Raw genomic sequence first — 22,254 nt, 5'->3', positions numbered from 1 at the left:
TATATTTCTTGTGCAAGGTGTTGATGTAATCGTTTTGTCTCAATTATCTTGTATAGTTATGTTAGTTAATACAGTAAGTGGTTTATTATATATATGCCGATATTTTATTACGAAGGTTTACTGTGCTATACGGAGCAACGAATCTATGTTGTCTACTTGTGTATACAAATTATGAATGTTTAAGTAAATTTTATTGTGAAGATAAGCCTAAATTTGAAATTATATTAGTTGAAGTACAGTGATTTAGCTTGTTTTGTTAAGTTTTTGCTTTAACTTCTTATTATTGATGATAAAGGTGTAGCCTTTTTCACAAATTAGCAGTACAATACGAAGTGTACGGTTGAGAGACCGATACCTTAAATGAGTTGTTTCAAGGTTTATATACTATCCTTTCCCATAACACAAAAGCGAGGCTGAGTTTTCAGCCTCGTTTTTGTTTGTATGTAAGGAGATTAAAGGTCATTTTTAGACCTGCACTTGAATAATCTGGATTCCCATCTTTTCTAATGCCGTTAAAACTTTTTCGTCTGCATAGGAATCAGTAATTAAGATATCGATATCTTCTATTTTACCAATAGTGAAATTTGCTTGATGTCCTATTTTGCGATAATCACAGACCACGATTAAGGTAGATGAGTTCTCGATAATTTTTGAATTGATTTTTGCTTCATGAAAAACGGAAGTAGTAATACCTGTAGTTAAATCAACACCATCGCAGCCAATAATACTTATATCAGAACGAGCATGAGCAAAGGAATCGACAGCTATATCACCTGTTAACGCTTGTTTTGAATAGCGAATTTCTCCACCACTAAGAATGATAGAGGAATCAGGATGGTGTTCAATCTTGGCTACAGCTAAATTATTAGTCATCAGGATGATGCTCGTGTCTTTTAGAAATTGCAAGCTTGCGGTCGCTGTAGAGCTTGTATTAATAAAAAGGGTGTCTCCATTTTTTACGTGGCGAGCAGATTCTTTAGCAAGGGCAAGCTTGATTTGTTCTAAGGGATCATTTTTTTGTCCTTCAACTTCTTGATAACATTCCACGATGCCAAAGGATTGAGTAATTTGCCCCATTTCGGCTAATTTTGCACAATCTCGGCGAATGGTCATTTCCGATACTTGAAAGTATTGACTTAGCTTTTTTATTTCAGTTTTACCATTTTCTAGTAAATAATGTAGAATCTCTTCTCTTCGTTGGCGAATTTCCTCATTTGATCGTTTCATTTTTCTCACCACCAGTTAAATTTTGAATTGTTTTTTGATAATTGATTATTCGCTTTGTCTCTTGTTTTTGTTTCGCTACTTTTAGCATAATTTGATAGTGGAGTATTTTTTCTCTTGGATTGAAATGGTGTGTATCAATTGCTTCTAAGGTAGCTAAGCCTTTTTGATTTCGGTTATTTAACAGATACTCAATACCATCAATCTGTTCAAATGAAAAAAGTGGAGATAATTTTTTCTGATTAATCGTTTTGAATTGCTTTAATTTTGCCATTATTACGCGTGCATTTGTCGTCTGATCTAGAAAATAGTAGCACAATAGCTGATGATAATAAAAGATAAATAGGTAATCTAATTTTGCCTTAAAAAAGGCTTCATTCTTTTTTAAATGCTGTAAACAGTTAAGATAATTTTGTTGATCAATTAAGCAAAGAGTATCAAATAAGATTATTGAACCTTTAAATCCATGGAAAAAATCTAATTTTTCTAATTGCTCTTGATATTGTTTTGCCAATGCTAAATCAAGCCTTTGCGTTTGAGCAATAATCATTTTTTGATAGATTTTTTTTAAGTATTCATAATAAATTCCTCCAATGATAATTGAGCTACCCATGATTAGAAAGAAAAATTTTCCACTAATAGAAGGCGTTTTCATTATAACGGATATTAAATATAGACTAAAAATAGCGATGACTGCCCAAATATAATACTGTTTTACAAATAATAAGAGATATTTCGTGGTATTTTTGTTCATTTTTCTCACCTCAAGGGCATATTAACATATAATTGCTTTTATTACCATAAAAAATAAGTTGATTATCATAAAAGTGACTAAATTAACATATAATGTGTTTGTAAACGAATACAAATTCACTATAATGAAAGTGTAAAGCAAAATAAATGATGTTTTGGAGTGAGAATTATGGTAAGTAATGTCAATGAAGTAACAAAAGAAAGTTGGATTTTATCAACATTTCCAGAATGGGGAACTTATTTAAATGAAGAAATTGCTGACACTAAGGTAGAAAAAGATACTGTTGCAATGTGGTGGCTAGGCTGTACAGGTATTTGGTTAAAATCGCATGAAGGAACGAATATTTTATGTGATTTATGGTGTGGTACGGGTAAGCGTAGCCATGGGAATGGTTTGATGAAGGATGGACATCAAATGATGCGCATGAGTGGGGTGAAAAAATTACAGCCTAATTTACGTACACAACCATTTGTGATTGATCCATTTGAAGTCAAGAACGTAGACGCTTTAGTTGTAACGCATATTCATTCTGATCATTTAGATATCAATACTGCCGCAGCCGTTCATAAAAATTGTCCAGAGGCTAAATTTATTGGACCACAAGAGGTAGTGAATACTTGGTTAGGATGGGGGATTCCAAAAGAAAAGACGATTGTTGTTCATCCTAAAGATGAGGTAACGATTAAAGATGTGACTATTGTTGCACTAGAAGCGTTTGACCGTACTGCACTAGTGACTTGTAGCGATCCTAAAATTACTTTAAAAGGTAAATTACCACAGGATATGGATGAAATTGCGGTTAACTATTTATTTAAGACTTCTGGCGGTAATATTTATCATGCTGGGGACTCTCATTATTCAAATCTATTTGCTAAACATGGAAATGAATATGCAATTGATGTTTGCTTAGGCGCCTATGGGGAAAATCCTCGAGGAATTACAGATAAGGTAACTTCCGTAGATATGTTAAGGATGGCTGAATCATTAAATGCGAAAGTAGTCATTCCAGTTCACTATGATATTTGGTCTAACTTCATGGCCGATCCAAAAGAAATTATTGAAATTTGGAAATTTAAAAAAGATCGTTTGCAATATCAATTTAAACCATATATTTGGCAAGTTGGTGGGAAATTTGTCTATCCAACAAATAAAGATGATATGGAATTTAATTTTGATCGAGGATTTTCTGATTGCTTTACGCAAGAAAATGATACTCCATTCCCATCATTCTTATAATCGAAAGGGCTGCGTGTAATGCTGAAATATTTTTATGATAACCAATTAATCAATATAACTGATAAACACCCTAAAAATTGGGAGGAAGCTATTGAAATCAGTGGTGAAATTTTAAAAGAAAGAGGACTAATTACAGATGAATATATTCAATCAGTAATCCGTGATGTCCATGAGTATGGTCCCTATATTGTAATTATTCCCAATGTAGCGATGCCTCATTCATCAGCAAACAATCAGGGGGTACTTGGCACCGGAATTGGCTTTACGATTTTACCAGAAAAAGTCTATTTTGAAGAGGGCAATGAAGAAAAGCAAGCCAAGCTTTTCTTCACCCTGGCTGCCAAAAATGGGGAAGAACACATGAATAATATTGCCAATTTATCTGAGATGTTGATGACTGAAGGATTAGTGGATGATTTAATGACCATTCAAACTATGGATGATTATTTAAAAATTATGGAAAAATACGCAATTTAATGATTAAAGGGGGCGTCTATCAATGGAAAAAGTAGGGAACATATTATTAGTAATTTGGGAGTATTTTGCCAAAAATATTTTGACCCAACCAGCATTTTTAATCGGTTTAATTGTTTTTATAGGTTATGTCCTATTAAAACGTCCACTCTACGAATCTATTTCTGGCTTTTTAAAAGCGACAGTTGGGTATTTGATTTTAACAGTTGGTTCTGGCGGCTTAGTGAATAATTTCAGACCAATTTTAGTTGGCTTAAAGGATCGTTTCCATTTACATGCGATGGTAACCGACCCGTATTTTGGTCAAAATGCGGTGACTGAAGGCATTGAAAAAACATTCGGTCGTACCTTTGGAGATACTATGCTCTTATTATTGATTGCTTTTATTTTCAATATTGTTTTAGTTCGTTTTAGAAAGTACACCAAATTACGTGCCGTATTTACAACTGGTAATGTTCAAGTACAACAAGCAGCAACAGCCTTTTGGTTATTACTATTTTGTTTCCCACAATTAGGTCGAATTGAAGTATTATTAGTTATGGGCTTAATTTTAGGTTGCTATTGGGCAGTTGGTTCAAACCTGACAGTAGATATTTGTCAGGATTTAACTGAAGGAGCCGGTTTTGCGGTAGCTCACCAACAGATGTTTGGAATCTTTATATTTGCTAAATTATCTGAACGCTTTAAAAAGAATAAATCAAATAAACGTTTAGAAGATATTGAGTTACCGGGATTCTTATCTATGTTTAATGAAAATATGGTAGCAACCTCAATTTTAATGCTCTTATTCTTCGGTATTATTTTAGTTGTCTTAGGTCAGGATTATTTGTTAAATGCTGGCTTTATGCAACCAGGTCAAAGTTTCTTATTCTATATTTTGCAAACTTCCTTAATGTTTGCGGTGTATCTAGCTATCTTACAATTAGGGGTACGGACATTCGTAGCAGAATTAACTGACTCGTTTAATGGTATTTCTAATACTTTATTACCGGGTGCTGTACCAGGAATTGATATCGCAGCAACATTTGCCTTTGGTTCATCTAATGCCGTGACAGTTGGTTTCTTATTTGGAGCTTTAGGACAATTTATTATGATTATGTTGTTGATTTTATTGAAATCGCCAACAATTGTTGTAGCCGGTTTTATTCCATTGTTCTTTGACAATGCGGCAATTGCAGTTTTTGCCAATAACCGTGGAGGCATTAAAGCAGCGATGTTGTTCCCATTTATTTCTGGATTAATTCAAGTTGGAGGGTCAGCTTTAATCGCTACTTGGGTAGGACTATCTCAATATGGTGGTTATATTGGCATGTTCGACTGGGCAACGGTTTGGCCAGGAATTACCGTATCGATGAAATTCCTTGGCTTTATCGGTGTGGCTTTAGTTGTGGTGATTTTACTAGTAATCCCACAATTACAATATCGGGCAAATCCAAAAGGGTATTTCTTAATTGTAGATGACTATGATGCGTATGTTGAACAAAAAACACAAAAAGCTTAATGAATTGGAGGAATAAAAAATGCGAGTTTTAGTATCATGTGCCAATGGTTCAGGAACAAGTTTAATGATGATGAGAAGTGTAGAAAAAGCCTTGAAGGCAGAAGGGTTCAAGATTACGAATATTCATCACTGTGCAATTGCAGAAGGCAAAAGTACTGCTAAAAACTATGATGTTGTTTTCACACCAATGAATTTTTTAAATATGTTTGATCATGCGAAGGAAAAAGGTGTGACAGTTATTGGCATTAAAAATGTAATGTCTCCAAAAGAAATTACTGATCGTGTAAGAGAAACAGATTTAGCAGCAAGATTTATTAAATAAATATAGTAGTAAATCATCAAGTAAGCGAGTCTTACTTGATGATTTTATAAAGAAAAGAGGAATAAGAAATGACTAGACCAAATTTACAAATTGCCTGTGATCATTCAGACTTACCTAGCGCTTTAGCAGATATTAAGAATGTTGGCGATGTAGTAGATATTATCGAAGCAGGAACGATCCTTTTGCTACAAACGGGTGATACAACGATTAAGAGTTTTCGAGCTTTATTTCCAGATAAAAAGATTGTAGCGGACACTAAATGTGCGGATGCTGGTACGACTGTTGCTAGAAATTGTGCCAATGCTGGTGCCGATTGGATGACGGTGATTTGTGCAGCAACGATTCCAACCATGAAGGCTGCGGCTAAAGAAATTACAGAGGTTCAAGTTGAATTATATGGTGATTGGACCTATGAACAGGCTCAGCAATGGCTAGATGCCGGAATTAGTCAAGCGATTTATCATCAAAGTCGCGATGCGCTGCTTGCCGGTGAAACTTGGGGTGAAAAGGATTTGACTAAGGTCAAAAAATTAATTGACATGGGCTTTAGAGTATCAGTAACCGGTGGGCTAAGCGTGGATACGTTGAAATTATTTGAAGGTATTGATGTGTATACTTTTATTACAGGTCGTGGTATTACTGCTGCTGAAAACCCACGTCAAGCGGCTTTAGATTTTATGGCAGAAATTAAACGTATTTGGGGTGAGTAATATGGGCCTTTTAGGAATCTATGAAAAAGCCTTGCCTAAGGGGATTTCTTGGTATGAACGTTTAATACTAGCTAAAGATCTAGGTTTTGATTTTGTTGAAATTTCGGTAGATGAAACAGATGATCGTTTGTCGCGTCTAGATTGGACTAAGGAACAACGGCAGGAGGTTAGACAAGCAATTTTTGAGACCCAAATGCCAATATTATCCATGTGCTTAAGTGGTCATCGGCGTTTTCCTTTTGGCTCACATGAGGAAAATATTCGTCAAGAGGCTATGGTGATTATGGATAAGGCTATTCAATTAGCTTTAGATTTAGGAATTCGCAGTATTCAACTAGCTGGTTATGATGTTTATTACGAAGAAAAAGATGTTACTACTAGAGCTTATTTTTTAGAAAATCTACAGCGAGCGGTTTCGATGGCCTCGGCTAAGGGGATTGTTTTATCGATTGAAATTATGGATGATCCATTTATTTCTTCTATCACCAAATTTTTAAAAATTAAGGAACAAATTCCTTCTCCTTATCTACAGGTTTATCCAGATTTAGGCAATTTATCTGCTTGGGGTGAAAATGATGTTGCGTACGAGCTGGAAAAAGGTTTTAGTCATATCAATCAGATTCACCTGAAAGATACTTTAGCAGTAACGAAGGATTTTGCTGGGAAATTTAAGGAAGTTCCATTTGGTGAAGGATGTGTGGATTTTGTCGGTTGCTTTAAGACTTTAAAGCAGCTGCGGTATAATGGACCATTAGTCATTGAAATGTGGAGTGAAACAAGTAATAATCCAGTACAAGAAATTAAAGAGGCAAAATCATTTATCTTAGGAAAAATGCAGGAGGCGAACTATCTTGAACAACGAACAAATCATTCAACAAATGAAAGAGCGTGTGTTTAAGGCTAACTTACAATTACCTAATGAAGGTTTAATTAAACTAACCTGGGGGAATGTTAGTGAAATAAATCGTGATTTAGGGATTATTGTCATCAAGCCAAGTGGGGTAAGCTATGATACGATGCAAGTAAAGGATATGGTGGTGACTGATTTACAAGGTAATCTTTTAGAGCCAGATAGTCTGCGTCCATCCTCTGATTTACCTACGCATGTCGTTTTATATCGTGATTTTCCAGCTATTGGAGCAATTGTTCATACGCATTCAGTTCATGCCGTACAATGGGCACAAGCTAAGCGAGCAATTCCAGCCTATGGAACCACGCATGCGGATACTTTTTATGGCAATGTCCCATGTACCCGCGATTTAACTGAAGAAGAAATCACCAAACGCTATGAAGAGGCAACTGGTGAAGTGATTGTTGAGACTTTTAGAGAAAAAGCCCTTGATCCACTGGCTTGTCCAGCGGTTTTGGTTAGTGGTCATGGTCCGTTTACTTGGGGAGAAAATGTGACCAAAGCGGTCCAAAATAGTGTTGTTTTAGATGAAGTGGCTAAAATGGCGACAGTAACCGAGCAATTAAGTCCTAAAGTTACTCGTATTGATCAATTTTTATTGGATAAACATTATTACCGTAAGCATGGTGAAAATGCTTATTATGGGCAAAATTAAATTTAATAAAATTACTTTGATGAAAAGAGCGGCAGGGGGAGCGGCTCTTTTTAATTTTTTCATAACCATTTTTAAGACAGCTTTAAGTTAAAACGCCTAGTATGAAAGCAACAGGAAAACTTAGAGGTGGTCAGATTGAAGAAAATTATTTATTCATTACTTATTGCTAGTACCACATTAGCTTTATTCAAAACAAGCCCAATTCAAGCTCAAGAACTGTTACATCCGCGTTTATCCAATACAAGTGAAGTGACGGAATCATTTTTATCGTCAGCGATGCTTGAGGAGAATACTATAGACGAAACGCCATATTTAGGTTTAGGCGATTTAGTAGACTATGCCAAATATAAATTATTTACCGATATTGATTTGGCAAGTCTTTCTGATATAACCAATACAACAAATCAAAATCAAGTGCCGAATCAATTGCTGTTAACTACCCCTGGCTTATATCGTTTGTCGGGAACATTGACCAATCAGAGTTTGGTTATTGATTTGGCGAGTGATGAATCCATTGGGTTAATTATGCAGGGAGTAACTATTGCAAATACGCAACAAACTTCTATTGAGATAAAACAAGCCAAAGCAGTCGATTTATTTATCCCAAGTGAACAGTCGTTAACTATTTATCAGCAAGCATCACTGGAATCGACAGCTACTATTCAAGAGGGCACACAAGCAGCTGATGAGATAAGTGCGATTACTACTAGTGCACCTTTACGTATCAATAATCAAGGAGAATTTAACCTAATTAATGAACAAGGAAAGGGCATAGAGGCAACAGCAGCTGTAAACTTAGTTGGTGGCAATTATTATTTGAATACGCAACAAACAGCAATTTCAACAACTAAAGATTTAGCCATTCAACAAGCAAATTTGAATATTCAAACGGAACAAACCGCATTAGTTGCGATGGATGAAAAGCAATCCGGTAATTTAACGATTCAATCTTCTTCACTTGATTTAAATTATGGTCAGTCAGCAATGCAAATTGGCGAATTCTTCTCTATGAATGATACGCAATTAACGACTAAGCAATTGAGCACAAGTGTGGATCAAGTCCAAGAGCAAGATGAATCGATGGATACAGAAAAAGGCAATAATTATTTCACCGTTACCAGTGAAATGAGTATTTAAGGGGTAAGAATTATGATTAGTAAAAAAATGCAAGCAATTCTTTTAGATAGTGGGGCGACATTCTATCAAGATGCACTGGACGTGGCAACTTTGTATGAAAGTCATCCTCTAGATCATGCGTTATTAATTTTATTACGTACACGTTATAGCAAGGTGCCAGTCTTAAATGATTGTGAACAGCTAGTAGGCTTGATTGGGATTGTTGATATTTTAAATTTAGCTGTTGATATTGAAGGCTTAAAACCAGAAAAATTGAAACAACGTCAAGTTTGGGAAGTGATGGAGACGGATTATCCTAAAGTGCTTTTAGGTGAACCTTTGGAAAAAATTTTTCATTTACTAGTCGATCAAAATTTTTTAGCTGTAGTTGATGAGTTTGGCTATTTTTTAGGTATTATTACGCGTAAATCTGTGTTAAAATCAGTTAACCATTTGTTACACACTGTGGAAAAAACATATGATTTACAAGCAAAATAGGTAAATTTTATCGGTAATAAACAAAAATAAAAAAAATCGAACATTTATAAAAAGAAAGTGTTTACAAATAAAAGATAAAGTGCTAAAATAAAAACCGTAAAGCAAAGAACTGAATATCAGTGGATTGTGACTGGAATAAAAGCAGGCAATACCGCAAATGGTTGATGTAGATTTTACGTATTTACATCAGTTGTTTGGGGTATTTTTTTATTTGTAAAAATTAAAGGAGGATAAAGAAGTGAGGTACCGTGTGATAAAACCCTTAAACAACAATGTAGCGATTGTTAGGACCAATCAAGAAGAGCAAGCAATCGTAATGGGGGCTGGCATCGCATTTCAAAAGAAAAAGGGAGATTTAATCTCTAGTGAAAAAGTGGATAAGATTTTTATTTTGAAAAATCAAGAAGCCCAATTAAATTTCTCCACATTGCTTAAAGAAATCCCTTTAGACTTCATTACGACGACTTATGAAATTATCGAAAATGGCATTAAGCGTTATCAATATCAGGTACAAGAATATCTCTATGTTACCTTAACCGATCATATTTATTGGAGCTATCAGCATTTAAAAAATGATGAATATGTTGAAAGTAAACTGCCTTCTATGCAAGCACAATACCCAGTGGAATACGAAATTGCTAAAGAGGCCATTCAAATCATTCAAAAGCGTTTATGGATGAAATTTCCTAAAGATGAACAAACGCGTATTGCCTTACATTTTATTAATGCCAAAAAACAAGGTGATAGTCCAACTGAAATTCATCAAGAAAAGAAGAATGAATTAATTTTAAAGATTAAGGATTTTTTAGAAGATCATCAAGTGATTCGTACTAAGAAGAATCAAAACTTTTATGACCGGCTGATGATTCATTTATCTTATTTTATTGATCGTATTGAGGAAGATTGCCAGCAATCAGATGACTTTATTGAGCAATTAGATCAAAGCTTGAAACAAGATTATCCTACAGCCTATCAATTAAGTAATCAGTTATTTGCTTTAATCCAACATCAATACAATAAAGAATTAAGTAATAATGAAATGATTTATTTAACGATTCATATTCAACGATTGCTTTAAGAAAGAGGGAAAATCAATGAAAACTTTACCAGCTGATTTTATTTTTGGTGGTGCAACAGCCGCCTATCAAGCAGAAGGTGCAACAAAAGAAGGTGGTAAAGGTGAGGTCGCTTGGGATGCCTTTTTAGCTGAACAAGGACGCTTTTCACCAGATCCAGCCAGTGATTTTTATCATCAATATGCAACAGATATTGCTTTGTGTCAAAAGTTTGGGGTGAATGGTTTACGCTTATCGATTGCTTGGAGCCGTATTTTTCCAGAAGGTGTCGGTAAGGTTAATCAAGAAGGGGTAGATTTTTATCATCGTGTTTTTGCGGAGTGTAAAAAGCATGGGGTACTGCCTTTTGTAACGCTGCATCACTTTGATACACCTAAAGCATTATTTGATCAAGGAGATTTTCTAAATCGCAAAACCATCGATGCCTTTGTCGATTATGCGCATTTTTGTTTCGAGGAGTTTCCTGAGGTACGTTATTGGAGTACGTTTAATGAGATTTATCCAGTAGCTACGAATCAATATTTATTGGGCATTTTTCCACCAGGGATTAAATATGATTTATCAAAAGTAATCACTTGCTTACACCAAATGATGTATGCCCATGCGCGAGTGGTCAATCTATTTAAAGAAAATCATTATCCAGGTGAGATTGGAGTCGTTCATTCGCTAGAAACTAAGTATCCTGCCAGCGATTCAAAGGCTGATCAACACGCTGCCTTTTTAGATGATGCTTTATCGATTCGCTTTTTACTAGATGCTACTTATTTAGGCTATTATTCAAAAGAAACGCTTGCGGCTTTAGATGAAATTGCACAGGCGAATCAATTTAGCTATCAATTTGATGAAAACGATTTTATAGAAATGAAAAAGGCAGCTAAACGCAATGATTTCTTGGGAATTAATCATTATCAATGTCATTTTGTGGAGGCCTTTGAAGGAGAAAGTGCGATTCATCATAATGGTACAGGAGAAAAAGGTACTTCGGTTTATCAAGTGAAGGGAATTGGTCGGCGAATTTATAAAGAAGGCATTCCACGCACTGATTGGGATTGGTTGATTTATCCAGAAGGCTTGTATGATTTATTATTACGAATTAAACAGGACTATCCACACTATCAAAAGATTTTTATTACTGAAAATGGAATGGGCTATAAAGATCACTTTGAAGATGGGGTCATTTTAGATGAGCCAAGAATTGAGTATTTGAAGGTTTATTTAGAAGCTTTAAGCGATGCAATTGATGCGGGTGTGAATGTGAAGGGGTATTTCCTATGGTCATTGATGGATTTATTCTCATGGTCAAATGGTTATAACAAACGATATGGTCTATTTTATGTTGATTTTGCTACCCAAAAACGTTATCCAAAAGCCTCGGCTTATTGGTTCAAACGTCTGAGTGAAACAAAACGGATTAATTAATGGCTAGGAGCGAGGATTATGAAAAAAGAAGAATTACAAATGCTAGGTTTTGAGATTGTGGCTTATTCTGGTGATGCAAGAAGTACGTTACTAAATTTGTTAAAGGAGGTTCGATCAGGTAATTTTGACAACGTACAGACGGCATTACAAGATGCGGATAAAAATTTAGCGAAGGCGCATAATGCCCAAACACAAATTTTAGCTCAGGAAGCTTCTGGCGAGGATTTGGAATTAGGCTTTATTTTCATTCATGGACAGGATCATTTAATGACGACCTTATTATTAAAAGAATTAATTATGGATTTTGTGACTTTGTATAAAAAACAAAATGAGCTTTAAGCCTCAAAGAATAATGGAAAATGATGGAAAAGTGGGGCTAGTTTTTTGGCTAGCCCCAAAGAATAGGAGTGAAATAAAATGAATGGACTAATTAAACAAATTGAAAAAGGGAAACCTTTTTTTGAGAAACTTTCACGAAATATTTATCTTGGTGCGGTAAGGGACGGCTTTTTAACAGCGATGCCAGCCATCTTGTTTTCAAGTATTTTTATTTTGATTGCAGCGGTACCTGAAATTTTTGGCTTTACTTGGCCAGCAGCCGTTTCCACTTGGTTATGGAAGGTTTATGGCTATTCGATGGGGGTAGTCGGTTTATTGGTTTCAGCCACGTCTGCACGTTGCTTAGCTGAGTCGATGAATCGTAAATTACCTAAGAACAAGGTGATTAATACGACCTCAGTGATGTTGGCATCAATTGTTAGCTTCTTACTTTTAAGTGTTACGCAAGTGGATGGTAACTTTTCTACTACTTATATGGGCACAAAAGGTTTGTTAGCTTCTTTTGTAGCCGCTTTCGTAACAGTAAATATGTATAAATTCTGTGTATTAAAAGATATCACTATTAAAATGCCTAAAGAAGTACCTGGGACGATTTCTCAAACCTTTAGAGATATTTTTCCATTCTCCTTTGCAGTGATGGCCGCCGTTATTTTAGATTTATTGGTTCATTATTTCTTCAAGATGTCCTTTGCTGAAGCAATCATTACATTATTACAACCTTTATTTACAGCTGCTGATGGTTATTTAGGAATTGCAATTATCTGGGGTGCGATGGCGTTATTCTGGTTTGTGGGTGTTCATGGTCCTTCGATTGTTGAACCAGCGATTGCAGCGATTATTTATGCGAATGTTGAAACCAACTTAAAATTATTCCAAGATGGCCAACATGCAGCGAATGTGTTGACGGTTGGTTTAGGTAACTTTGTAGGTACAATGGGAGGAACGGGTGCGACTTTAGTTGTTCCATATATCTTACTTTTATTTGCTAAATCAAAACAGCTAAAAGCGGTAGGAAAGGCTTCGTTTATTCCAGTGAGCTTTGCGGTTAATGAACCCTTATTGTTTGCAGCCCCAATTATTTTAAACCCTTATTTCTTTGTGCCATTTTTATTGACACCAATGGTTAACGTATGTATTTTTAAATTTTTCGTTGACGTTTTAGGAATGAACAGTTTCATGTACGTCTTACCTTGGGCGACACCTGCACCAATTGGTTTGATTTTAGGGACAGGTATGGGTGTATTATCGATAGTGCTAGCTTTGGTATTAATTGCAGTAGACTTTGTCATTTATTTGCCGTTTTGTAAAGCCTATGATGATTTATTAGTCGAACAAGAAAGTGCACGGGCTAAAGAAGAAGCCGCTCAAGCAACAGCCATAGTTGATACATCAGCTGTCACTCAAAAAGCGCAAGAGCCTACACCTGTGGTAACACCTTCAGCAGTCAGTGAAAAAGAAATTAATGTCTTAGTTTTATGTGCGGGTGCAGGAACTAGTGCAATGTTGGCTAATGCGTTAACTGAAGGCGCAGAAGCTTACCACCAACCCATTCATGCTCAAGCTGGCGCTTATGGTTCTCACTATGATATTATGCAAGATTATGACATGGTTGTTTTAGCTCCACAAGTTAATTCGTATTATGAAGATATTAAGACTGATACCGATCGTTTAGGCATCAAGCTAATCGCAACTAAGGGAGCTGAATATATCGGCTTAACAAGAGATCCTAAGGCAGCTATTGACTTTGTTTTAGCACAATTTTAATGAGTTGTAATTAAAAGATAGGATGGCCAAAATTAAAGAGAGTTTTGCTTTATTCAATGATTGGCTGTCTTATCTTTTTTATATTAATTAAGAAAAGAGGGGTTCGATTGAAAAAGCAAAAATGGCTGATGGCTACCATTCTTGGCGGAGTAGTAACGCTAGGAATGCTAGGCTTTGCCACTAATAAGACCTATGCGCAAGAGGATGATTTTTATGTTAGAAAGGTGGAAGACTTAACTTCTGATTTTATCAAAGGGGTAGATGTCTCTACTTTAATTGCTCAAGAAAATAGTGGGATACACTATTTCGATACTAAGGGTAATCAGCAGGATATTTTTGACATTTTTAAAGCAAACGGTGTGAATTATGTTCGCATTCGGGTGTGGAATAATCCTAAAAATGAGCAAAATCAAGGCTATGGTGCAGGGAATGTTGATTTACAAGTGGCGAAAACAATAGGTCAGCGCGCTACCAAAGCGGGTATGAAGGTATTAATTGATTTCCATTATTCAGATTTTTGGGCTGATCCAGGTAGACAGATTCCACCAAAAGCGTGGCAATCGATGGATTTATCCACTAAATCTCAGGCCTTATACCAATATACCAAAGATAGTTTGACTGAGTTATTAAATGCGGGTGTTGATGTAGGCATGGTACAGGTTGGCAATGAGACGACTAGTAGTGGACTTTGTGGAGAGGCAGGCGAAGGACGATATACTTTGTTTGCACAAGGTTCTAAGGCTATTCGTGAAGTTAGTCAAGATTTTAATCATCCGATGTTAGTTGCCTTACATTTTACTAATCCGGAAAAGACCAGTACAATTTTAAATTATGCACATGAGTTAAGTAATCATCAAATTGATTATGATGTGTTTGCGACAAGTTATTACAGTTTTTGGCATGGAACTTTGGCTAATTTGACCGATATTTTAAAAACGGTTGCTGATCAATATGGGAAAAAAACCATGATTGCTGAGACGAGCTATGCGTATACTTTAGCTGATGGTGATGGTCAGCCAAACGTAATTGATACACCAGAAGAGCTTTATGCCGGTAATTATCCAGCTACCGTTCAAGGGCAAGCCAATGCCTTACGAGATGTCATTGATGCTACAGCTAAGGCCGGTAGTAATGCACTAGGCGTGTTTTATTGGGAGCCAGCTTGGATTTCAGTTGGTAGTCATAACCGGGCAGATAATTTAGCTAAATGGGAGCAATATGGTTCAGGTTGGGCTTCTCAGGCGGCGATTGGCTACGATCCTAATGTTTCGATGAGCAATTATGGTGGTTCAGAATGGGATAATCAAGCTTTGTTTAATCAGCAGGGTCAAGCATTGCCTTCATTATCAGTATTTAAATATGTAAATACTGGCTATGGTGTAGCACCTAAAGAAGATGAGCGCCCACAAATGCCCGGTGATCCTTTAGATGAGCTACTTAAAAATTCATTGCTAACGAATGGCCAATTTGAAAAGGATTTACAAGGTTATCAAATCGATGCAGCTGATTATTTCAATATTGTCACTAGTGATAGTAAGAGCGGTAAAGCGTTACACTATTATCGTCAAGATCAAGCACTTTCTGCTACGATAAGCACTTCTGTAAATTTAACTCCAGGAACTTATCGCTTTTTAGCGAGTGCGCAAGGTTCACAAGATAGCCAAATTCAATTAGTTGCTAAACACAAAGATAATCAACAAATTTTAGCACAAGGGAATCGTACGTCATTAACTGGCTGGATGAACTGGCAAACACCGTCAATTGAATTTGAATTAACACAAAATACGACTGTTGATTTGAATGTTTTGTTAAATGGTGCAGCTGGCTGTTGGGGAACAATGGATAATTGGATTTTGGTCCAAACCAAAGCAGCTACACCAACTAAGCCAAATTCACCAGCTACCCCAGATTCATCGGAAAGTGATACGGGAGAAACGACAGCGCCAATAACGCCAACTCGTGATCAATTGCTTGAAAAACTAGCCCAGCAGCTACAAACAGCCAAACAAATTTCAAGTGCTGATTATCAAGTAGCTAGCTATTTAAATTTGCAGGCTGTCTTACAGCAAATTCCAGATACGACTGTAGATGCCACGCTTACGCAACTAGAACAGCATTTAGCCACGCTAGATGCAGCCTTGGCAGCTTTGACTAAGGTCACTAAGCCATTAGTGGATGTTACGCAAGTCGATCATGGTCAGATTTTTAGATTGTATCATGAGAAAAGTGGTCAGCATCTGTTTACCTTCAGTGTCATGGAACGTGATAGCTTACTTAAATTAGGTTGGCAGCTAGAAGGTACGGCTTGGCAATTGGCTAATGAAGGGCAAGCTATTGTACGCTTGTATAACCCTTTTTCAGGGGAACATTTTTATTCAGCTAATCAAGCAGAAATTACTCAGTTAGTTGCTTTAGGCTGGCAAAATGAAGGCTGTATTGGTGGTTCGGTGGATAAAAGGTTAGGCAAGCCGGTCTATCGTTTTTACTATCGTGCAGCGAATGGGAGTTATACACATTTCTTTACGACTAATCAGCTTGAAGCCAATCTTTTGAAAAAAATAACCACTTATGAAGGAATCGCTTTTTATACCTTGTAGTCACTTAATAAAGTTGAATATATTAAATAGGCTTTAAACTATATCAAAAGCCTCAATGATTAACCTTAGGGGTAGTAAATCATTGAGGCTTTTTGGTCAAGTTTGTTTGATCAATCAGTTAAATGCTGACTTACCTAACGTAGCTTGACTTTTGCTAAATATTTTTAAGTTTAAGCTTTTTAAGCGGAAACTTCGGTTAATTGAAAGGCTTGATGCTTTAATTCGTAAACAACATCACAGGCCTTGGCAACTTCTCGTTCATGGGTAACGAGAATAATACACTTGTTTTGCTGATGGGCAATTTCTTGAAATAACTTCACGATTTCTTGAGAAGTTTTTTCATCAAGATTACCAGTAGGTTCATCAGCGACAATTAAATTGTGTTCACAACATAATGCACGAACGATTGCGACACGCTGTTGTTGGCCGCCAGATAGCTGGGAGACTTTTTTGTAAGCAAGATCTTCGGTAATGCCTACTTTTTCTAAATTAGCTAGCGCATAACTTTTATAATCAGCTTGTTGTGAATGAGCAATCTCCATAGCCGTTAAGACATTATCAAGTGCGGATAAATAAGGTAAAAGGTTATAGGCTTGAAAGACGATGGACACTCCTTGGCGTCGATAATTTTGTAAGCCTAGCTTGGATAAGGCTTGATTTTGATAATAAATCGTGCCTTCCTTGGGACTATCTAGACCAGCGATTAGGGAAAGAAACGTTGTCTTTCCCGAACCACTTGTGCCTAAAATCGCGTAAATTTTACCAGCTTCAAAATTTAAATTTACATCCTGGAATAATGGATTTCCTGTTTGATACCAATATCCAAGTTTTTCTGTTTTCAAAATCATATGATTCACCTCGTTATATTTAATCAATTAATATTTTCTTAGGGTTTAGTCGTAAAATACCGGTGGCGGCAATTAAAATGGAAAGTAAGCTAATTCCCAGACCGATGCCAGCTAGACTAGCGATTTGTTTTGGTTTAACAGAGATATTTAATTTTTTCACTTCACTTGAAGCGCTAAGCATACTTTGCATTTGTTGGCGCATACCGCCTTTGTCACCAGGGCCACCATTTGGCATATTGCTTTGATTATTGGTTGATTGACTATTGGTTTGGCTAGTGGTTTGCTGAGCTAATAATTGGTTGCCGACTGCATTACCCACGAGATTACCGCTAACACCAGCAATTCCTAAAGCAAAAATCATACATACAAGCAATTCAAGGAAGAATTGACCAATAATTTTGAAACGTGCTTCACCTAATGAAAGTAATACACCAATTTCATAGCGACGTTCTCGAATGGACATCATCACTAATAAGGTTAAAATGACAATTCCGGCTACGGCGACTAATAAAACGATATTTTTGGCAAAGCTAGCGACATTGTTTAATGGTTGGAGCATTTGTTGATACATTTGATCGTTGGTTTGTAAGCTAAAGGTATCAGTATCAATTAATTTTTCTGCTTTTTTAACAAAGCTGGACATTTCTTTTGGATCTTCTAAGGTATAGACCGCAGAATCTAAGCTAACTTCTTCGCCATCATCTTTAATGGTAGCGATAAAGGTATAAGAGCTGATAATAGTATTTGATGGGTTCATGAAGTTAAATTGCATGCCCATGCTATCGCCGGTATCAGTCGTTTCGTAAATTCCTTTAATAGTTACCGTTACATCTTCATCATTGGCATTTTTAATTTTAAAGGTATCACCAACACTTAGGTCATTGGCTTCAGCTAGGCTTTTTTCAATTAAGACGTTGTTAGTATTTTCGTCTTCGGCAGTGATGCCACTACCTTTGATTAATTTTGCTGTTCCTGAGCTAAAGCTATCATAATTAGCACTGGTTGAGACACCTTGGATGCGAAAATCGCCTTGTTGCATTTGTTTGTCATCACCTTGATTTTCGCCGCCCATGGATTTACTTGCGGCAGTATTGGCATCTGTACTGCTAGTTGTACTTGAACTTGTTGTAGTTTCTGAGCTAGAAATTGGTTCAATCCCATCACTTTGATTAGCAGAGGTGCTAGCGGTAAAGACATAGGATTTAATACCAGCTAGTTTGGCAATCTTCTGTGCATCAGTTAAGTTGATCGGTGTCCGGCTGAAACTACCAGGATCTGGTTTACTTTCGCTGTCACTGCTGCTTGTAGAGGTACTGCTGCTGGTGCTAGTACTAGTAGTAGTGCTATTTTTAAACATGTTTTCACGATTAACTGTTAGTGTAACCGTTGCGCCAACGCTTTTTTTGGCATTATCAGTAGCAACTTTTGCTGCACTGTAAATGGTTAAGCCTGCTAAAACAAAAATCATAATTGTAGATAATACTGCGATTAACAGTAGGCTTCTTCCTTTTTTTGCCCATAGATATTGTAGGGCTCTTTTCATAAAATTCATGAGAAACTCCTCCTAGGGTTTTGATTTGCCTAAACTATAATTGGCTTAACTTAAAGCATCCTTAAATTCAAATTTGTTGAATAAATAAATTTTTAAGGTAGATTTAGGATAATTTTGATAAAATGACTATAGTAAAATGAGTCGATGGAGGTTTTTAAAAGATGATTAAACTACTAATTATTGAAGATGAACGTACGCTTTCAGATAATATTAAAGAAATTGTTCAAGAGATAGGTTCGGTCATGCAATGTTACGATGGAGAAGAGGGGTTATATGAGGCTGAGAGTAATTTGTATGATTTAATCATTTTAGATTTAATGCTTCCGGGAAAAAATGGCTATCAGCTTCTTGCAGAATTACGAAAAAAACAAATTCAAACGCCTGTCTTAATTTTGACGGCTAAAGATGCATTGGAAGATAAGATTACAGGTTTTCAAAAAGGAGCCGATGATTATTTAACGAAGCCTTTTTATCGCGAAGAATTATTAATGCGTATACGAGCTTTATTAAAACGTTCAATGGGACTTTATAATGAAAATCAGCTACATTTTGGATCAATTAGTTGCCAACTAGATACCAATGAAGTGTATTATAATGGCGAATTATTACCGATTCAGGGGAAAGAATTCGAGCTTTTGGTTTATTTTATTCAAAATAAAGGAGTCATTTTAACCAAAGAGCAAATTTTTGACCGTATTTGGGGCTTTGATTCTGAAACAACGTTGACCGTAGTAGAGGTCTATATGAGTCACTTGCGTAAACATTTGAAACCAAGTGGTGTAGATCAAGCGATTAAAACGTTACGTAATGTAGGTTACATCTTAAAGGAAATGGATGAAGTACAATGAATCAAGAAGTAAATAAAAAGCAGCGTATTCGTTTTTTTGTTATGAATGTGACTGCATTTGCCGCTATTTTTTTGCTTTTAGGATTTATTATTCTACAATTATTGCAGAATTTAGCTTATCAGCAAACCGATCATTCTTTAGAGCAAATGCAAAAAAATACCCATTTAATCGAGATGGAAATTGCACGATATGAGCAAAATGATCCTCTTTTAGTTCAAGAAAGAACGGAAGATAGCGAAAAATTTGAACATAAGGATGAAATGCTACCTAATCGATTTAATACGCAGATTATTCTTTGGTCAAAAGACGGTAAAATTCTTAACAAGGAAATTATCGGTGGGCGATTGACGCAAATTAGTCAATTAAGTTTGGATAAATCAGCATTAAGCAAGATTCAGACGTTAAATGTGGATGATACTACAACCGATACACCGCTAACCTTTCATTCCATTACTTTTAAAAATCCAACAAGTGGCGATGAGGTAGCGTATATTCAGGTGGTAGCCAATACAAACCAAATTAGCGAATCGATGAAAACCTTTAAGACAATCTTGATAGCTTGTATGGTCATTTTTTGGTTAATTTCGATTGCAATCAGCTATTACTTATCAAAGAAAAATATGCAACCGATTCTCTCTGCGTGGCAACGACAGCAAGAATTTGTAGAAAATGCTTCTCATGAATTACGGACTCCTTTAACCATTATTCAAAATAGTTTGCAACGTTTATTTACTAAACCAGATCACACCATTATGGATGAATCTGAAACGATTGCGCAAGCATTAAATGAAACGCGGCGTCTAACCAGTTTAACTGCTGATTTATTAACGATTGCGCGAAGTGATTCTAACCAACTATTGATTGAAGCGACTAGCTTTGATCCGCAAGCTTTTATTGCACAACTAGCTGCCCCTTTTCAAGAAATTGCTGAATTAGAGGAAAAACATTTTACTTTGGAAAACTTCGCTAAAGAAGCTGTTTATGCCGATCAAAAGAAAATTCATCAGGTTTTGGTTATTTTGCTTGATAATGCATTAAAGTATACGCAAGCTGGTGATGAAATTATTTTACAATCAGAGCTCTCCAAAGATGATTGGTTGATTGAGGTGAAAAATTCAGGTCCTTCCATTAGTGATGAGCACAAGCAACGTATTTTTGAACGTTTTTATCGTGAAGATGCCTCACGTTCCAAACAGACGGGTGGTTATGGTTTAGGGCTGACGATTGCCAAACAGATTGTGACCCAGCATCATGGTAAAATTTCGGTGCGTGACCGTTTGCCAAGAGGGGTGATTTTCCAAGTAAAATTACCACGTTATCCTAAGGTGAATGACCGCTAACGGCTTGAGCAGATTTACCCTAAGCAGATGAATCCTAAGCACATGATTTGCCTAAGTGAACAATAAGTCCTAATATATTGAACGATAGCTTTAAGTTAAATTTAAGGTAGCAGACTTAAAATAGAATCAACTAAGAAAGCGTTGTTGATTGTTTTTAAGGGAGTGAATCGTTTGGCTAAATTAAAAAAATATCTTTTTATTTTTCCGTTAGTGGTCATCGTCTTAGCCTTGTTTTCTAAAAATCCAACCTTTTTAATCGATCCTAATGATAAAAAATATCAGGTTTTGGCTAGCGAATTACAAACGAGTATTGCTACGCCGACAATCTTTATTCCAGGAACAAATGGGACGGTTAGTCGCTTTGATGGCCTACTTGATAAATTATCCAAGGCTTACGATGATTTAAGTGTTCAAAAGATTACAGTGCAGACAGATGGCACTTTAAAAATCAATGGCAGACTCAATACCAAAAGTGGGCATCCTGTTTTTGTCATTGCCTTTGAGCAGGCTGATGATGGGATTGATGCTTTAGTACAGCAAGGAAAATGGTTAAAAATTGCCTTGGATTATTTAGCGGATCGTTATGAATTTAGTCAGTATCATTGTGTCGGTCATTCCAATGGTGGTTTGGTTATGACTGAATACTTACAAAATTTTTATAGTACCGATGATCCAACTTTAGTTTCCTTGATGACTTTAGGTACGCCTTATAATGATGTAGAATTAGCTGCTAACAGTGATGCTAATCGCTTGCTTATCACTAACTGGCTGCAACATTACTTAGACAAGCAGGAACAATTACCAACTAATTTACAAATAATCAATGTAGCTGGCCGTACGCTTTCACAGGATACAGATGGGATTGTACCATTAAATAGTGTGTTAGCTGGTAAAAAATTATATGGATTCGTCGATGATTACCAGGAAGTCATCGTTGAAGCAACTCATAGTGAATTACCAGAGAATGCTCAGGTGATGAAATTAATCATCCAAATGATGGATCAAGAACAAACGGATGCAACGGATAGTAATCCAAACGCAAATGTTTAATCAAGTAAAATAAACAAAAAA

At 36.1% G+C, this 22,254-nt stretch carries 21 protein-coding genes and 1 pseudogene; 18 read left to right on the top strand and 4 right to left on the bottom strand.

Annotated features, from left to right (window positions below):
- Positions 1-465: 465 nt before the first annotated feature.
- Together RK02_RS06950 and RK02_RS06945 are read right to left on the bottom strand one after the other, a co-directional pair.
- Complete coding sequence (locus tag RK02_RS06950) at positions 466-1,227, bottom strand: DeoR/GlpR family DNA-binding transcription regulator (protein WP_016183549.1); 762 nt, start codon at positions 1,225-1,227, stop codon at positions 466-468.
- Positions 1,211-1,978, bottom strand: coding sequence for a hypothetical protein (locus tag RK02_RS06945; protein ID WP_016183548.1), 768 nt, complete (start codon positions 1,976-1,978; stop codon positions 1,211-1,213). The genes RK02_RS06950 and RK02_RS06945 overlap by 17 nt, the downstream gene beginning before the upstream one ends.
- 168 nt (positions 1,979-2,146) lie before the next feature.
- Between RK02_RS06945 and ulaG the strand changes: the two genes are divergently transcribed.
- The 15 genes and pseudogenes from ulaG to RK02_RS06875 all read left to right on the top strand — a co-directional run bounded on the left by ulaG (position 2,147) and on the right by RK02_RS06875 (position 16,595).
- Positions 2,147-3,214, top strand: coding sequence for an L-ascorbate 6-phosphate lactonase (ulaG, locus tag RK02_RS06940; protein ID WP_016183547.1), 1,068 nt, complete (start codon positions 2,147-2,149; stop codon positions 3,212-3,214).
- A gap of 18 nt (positions 3,215-3,232) precedes the next feature.
- Positions 3,233-3,691, top strand: a complete 459-nt coding sequence (locus tag RK02_RS06935) for a PTS sugar transporter subunit IIA (RefSeq protein WP_016183546.1) — start codon at positions 3,233-3,235, stop codon at positions 3,689-3,691.
- 22 nt (positions 3,692-3,713) lie between these two features.
- Complete coding sequence (gene ulaA, locus RK02_RS06930) at positions 3,714-5,189, top strand: PTS ascorbate transporter subunit IIC (RefSeq protein WP_016183545.1); 1,476 nt, start codon at positions 3,714-3,716, stop codon at positions 5,187-5,189.
- Positions 5,190-5,208: 19 nt separating this feature from the next.
- The gene (locus RK02_RS06925) at positions 5,209-5,511 is read left to right on the top strand and encodes a PTS sugar transporter subunit IIB (RefSeq protein ID WP_016183544.1); all 303 of its coding nucleotides are present in this window, start codon (positions 5,209-5,211) and stop codon (positions 5,509-5,511) included.
- Positions 5,512-5,579: 68 nt separating this feature from the next.
- Entirely contained in the window at positions 5,580-6,221 is a 642-nt protein-coding gene (locus tag RK02_RS06920; protein WP_016183543.1) for a 3-keto-L-gulonate-6-phosphate decarboxylase UlaD, read from the top strand.
- A gap of 1 nt (position 6,222) precedes the next feature.
- Positions 6,223-7,119, top strand: a complete 897-nt coding sequence (locus RK02_RS06915) for an L-ribulose-5-phosphate 3-epimerase (RefSeq protein WP_016183542.1) — start codon at positions 6,223-6,225, stop codon at positions 7,117-7,119.
- Positions 7,073-7,786: an L-ribulose-5-phosphate 4-epimerase gene (locus tag RK02_RS06910; protein WP_016183541.1), complete on the top strand. Its 714-nt coding sequence runs from the start codon at positions 7,073-7,075 to the stop codon at positions 7,784-7,786. The genes RK02_RS06915 and RK02_RS06910 overlap by 47 nt, the downstream gene beginning before the upstream one ends.
- A 135-nt stretch (positions 7,787-7,921) precedes the next feature.
- Positions 7,922-8,923 carry a carbohydrate-binding domain-containing protein gene (locus tag RK02_RS06905; protein ID WP_016183540.1) on the top strand — a complete coding sequence of 334 codons (1,002 nt, stop codon included), beginning with the start codon at positions 7,922-7,924 and terminating at the stop codon, positions 8,921-8,923.
- Positions 8,924-8,935: 12 nt separating this feature from the next.
- Positions 8,936-9,400 carry a cyclic-di-AMP-binding protein CbpB gene (gene cbpB, locus RK02_RS06900; RefSeq protein WP_016183539.1) on the top strand — a complete coding sequence of 155 codons (465 nt, stop codon included), beginning with the start codon at positions 8,936-8,938 and terminating at the stop codon, positions 9,398-9,400.
- A 238-nt stretch (positions 9,401-9,638) separates the two neighbouring features.
- On the top strand, positions 9,639-10,478 hold the full coding sequence (locus RK02_RS06895) for a PRD domain-containing protein (protein ID WP_016183538.1): 840 nt from the start codon (positions 9,639-9,641) through the stop codon (positions 10,476-10,478).
- A gap of 16 nt (positions 10,479-10,494) precedes the next feature.
- A complete protein-coding gene (gene lacG / locus RK02_RS06890; RefSeq protein ID WP_016183537.1) occupies positions 10,495-11,895 on the top strand; it encodes a 6-phospho-beta-galactosidase in 1,401 nt (466 codons plus the stop codon).
- An 18-nt stretch (positions 11,896-11,913) separates the two neighbouring features.
- Entirely contained in the window at positions 11,914-12,234 is a 321-nt protein-coding gene (locus RK02_RS06885; protein ID WP_016183536.1) for a PTS lactose/cellobiose transporter subunit IIA, read from the top strand.
- A gap of 78 nt (positions 12,235-12,312) precedes the next feature.
- Positions 12,313-13,576 (top strand): annotated as a pseudogene (locus RK02_RS06880) (PTS transporter subunit EIIC); the annotation flags it as partial.
- Positions 13,577-13,611: 35 nt separating this feature from the next.
- On the top strand, positions 13,612-13,998 hold the full coding sequence (locus RK02_RS12595) for a lactose/cellobiose PTS transporter subunit IIB (protein ID WP_425387167.1): 387 nt from the start codon (positions 13,612-13,614) through the stop codon (positions 13,996-13,998).
- 107 nt (positions 13,999-14,105) lie between these two features.
- Complete coding sequence (locus RK02_RS06875; protein WP_016183534.1) at positions 14,106-16,595, top strand: glycosyl hydrolase 53 family protein; 2,490 nt, start codon at positions 14,106-14,108, stop codon at positions 16,593-16,595.
- 179 nt (positions 16,596-16,774) lie between these two features.
- Here RK02_RS06875 and RK02_RS06870 read toward each other — a convergent pair whose 3' ends face one another.
- Both RK02_RS06870 and RK02_RS06865 read right to left on the bottom strand, forming a co-directional pair.
- The gene (locus tag RK02_RS06870; protein WP_016183533.1) at positions 16,775-17,443 is read right to left on the bottom strand and encodes an ABC transporter ATP-binding protein; all 669 of its coding nucleotides are present in this window, start codon (positions 17,441-17,443) and stop codon (positions 16,775-16,777) included.
- 19 nt (positions 17,444-17,462) lie between these two features.
- Complete coding sequence (locus tag RK02_RS06865; protein WP_016183532.1) at positions 17,463-18,995, bottom strand: ABC transporter permease; 1,533 nt, start codon at positions 18,993-18,995, stop codon at positions 17,463-17,465.
- A gap of 161 nt (positions 18,996-19,156) precedes the next feature.
- Between RK02_RS06865 and RK02_RS06860 the strand changes: the two genes are divergently transcribed.
- From RK02_RS06860 to RK02_RS06850, 3 genes are all read left to right on the top strand, one after another.
- Positions 19,157-19,843, top strand: coding sequence for a response regulator transcription factor (locus RK02_RS06860; protein ID WP_016183531.1), 687 nt, complete (start codon positions 19,157-19,159; stop codon positions 19,841-19,843).
- Complete coding sequence (locus RK02_RS06855; RefSeq protein ID WP_016183530.1) at positions 19,840-21,183, top strand: sensor histidine kinase; 1,344 nt, start codon at positions 19,840-19,842, stop codon at positions 21,181-21,183. Before RK02_RS06860 ends, RK02_RS06855 begins: the two co-directional genes overlap by 4 nt.
- A 171-nt stretch (positions 21,184-21,354) precedes the next feature.
- Complete coding sequence (locus tag RK02_RS06850; RefSeq protein WP_016183529.1) at positions 21,355-22,233, top strand: alpha/beta hydrolase; 879 nt, start codon at positions 21,355-21,357, stop codon at positions 22,231-22,233.
- Positions 22,234-22,254 lie beyond the last annotated feature (21 nt).

Source organism: Enterococcus columbae DSM 7374 = ATCC 51263, assembly GCF_000406925.1.
Classification (GTDB): domain Bacteria; phylum Bacillota; class Bacilli; order Lactobacillales; family Enterococcaceae; genus Enterococcus_E; species Enterococcus_E columbae.
This window is presented reverse-complemented; position numbering and strand designations above follow the sequence as displayed.

Coding starts and splice junctions, on each gene's coding strand:
- RK02_RS06885 (WP_016183536.1), top strand. CDS start 11,914: ATGAAAAAAGAAGAATTACAAATGCTAGGTTTTGAGATTGTGGCTTAT.
- RK02_RS06865 (WP_016183532.1), bottom strand. CDS start 18,995: ATGAATTTTATGAAAAGAGCCCTACAATATCTATGGGCAAAAAAAGGA.
- RK02_RS06920 (WP_016183543.1), top strand. CDS start 5,580: ATGACTAGACCAAATTTACAAATTGCCTGTGATCATTCAGACTTACCT.
- lacG (WP_016183537.1), top strand. CDS start 10,495: ATGAAAACTTTACCAGCTGATTTTATTTTTGGTGGTGCAACAGCCGCC.
- RK02_RS06950 (WP_016183549.1), bottom strand. CDS start 1,227: ATGAAACGATCAAATGAGGAAATTCGCCAACGAAGAGAAGAGATTCTA.
- RK02_RS06915 (WP_016183542.1), top strand. CDS start 6,223: ATGGGCCTTTTAGGAATCTATGAAAAAGCCTTGCCTAAGGGGATTTCT.
- RK02_RS06935 (WP_016183546.1), top strand. CDS start 3,233: ATGCTGAAATATTTTTATGATAACCAATTAATCAATATAACTGATAAA.
- ulaG (WP_016183547.1), top strand. CDS start 2,147: ATGGTAAGTAATGTCAATGAAGTAACAAAAGAAAGTTGGATTTTATCA.
- RK02_RS06860 (WP_016183531.1), top strand. CDS start 19,157: ATGATTAAACTACTAATTATTGAAGATGAACGTACGCTTTCAGATAAT.
- RK02_RS06855 (WP_016183530.1), top strand. CDS start 19,840: ATGAATCAAGAAGTAAATAAAAAGCAGCGTATTCGTTTTTTTGTTATG.
- RK02_RS06870 (WP_016183533.1), bottom strand. CDS start 17,443: ATGATTTTGAAAACAGAAAAACTTGGATATTGGTATCAAACAGGAAAT.
- ulaA (WP_016183545.1), top strand. CDS start 3,714: ATGGAAAAAGTAGGGAACATATTATTAGTAATTTGGGAGTATTTTGCC.
- cbpB (WP_016183539.1), top strand. CDS start 8,936: ATGATTAGTAAAAAAATGCAAGCAATTCTTTTAGATAGTGGGGCGACA.
- RK02_RS06945 (WP_016183548.1), bottom strand. CDS start 1,978: ATGAACAAAAATACCACGAAATATCTCTTATTATTTGTAAAACAGTAT.
- RK02_RS06925 (WP_016183544.1), top strand. CDS start 5,209: ATGCGAGTTTTAGTATCATGTGCCAATGGTTCAGGAACAAGTTTAATG.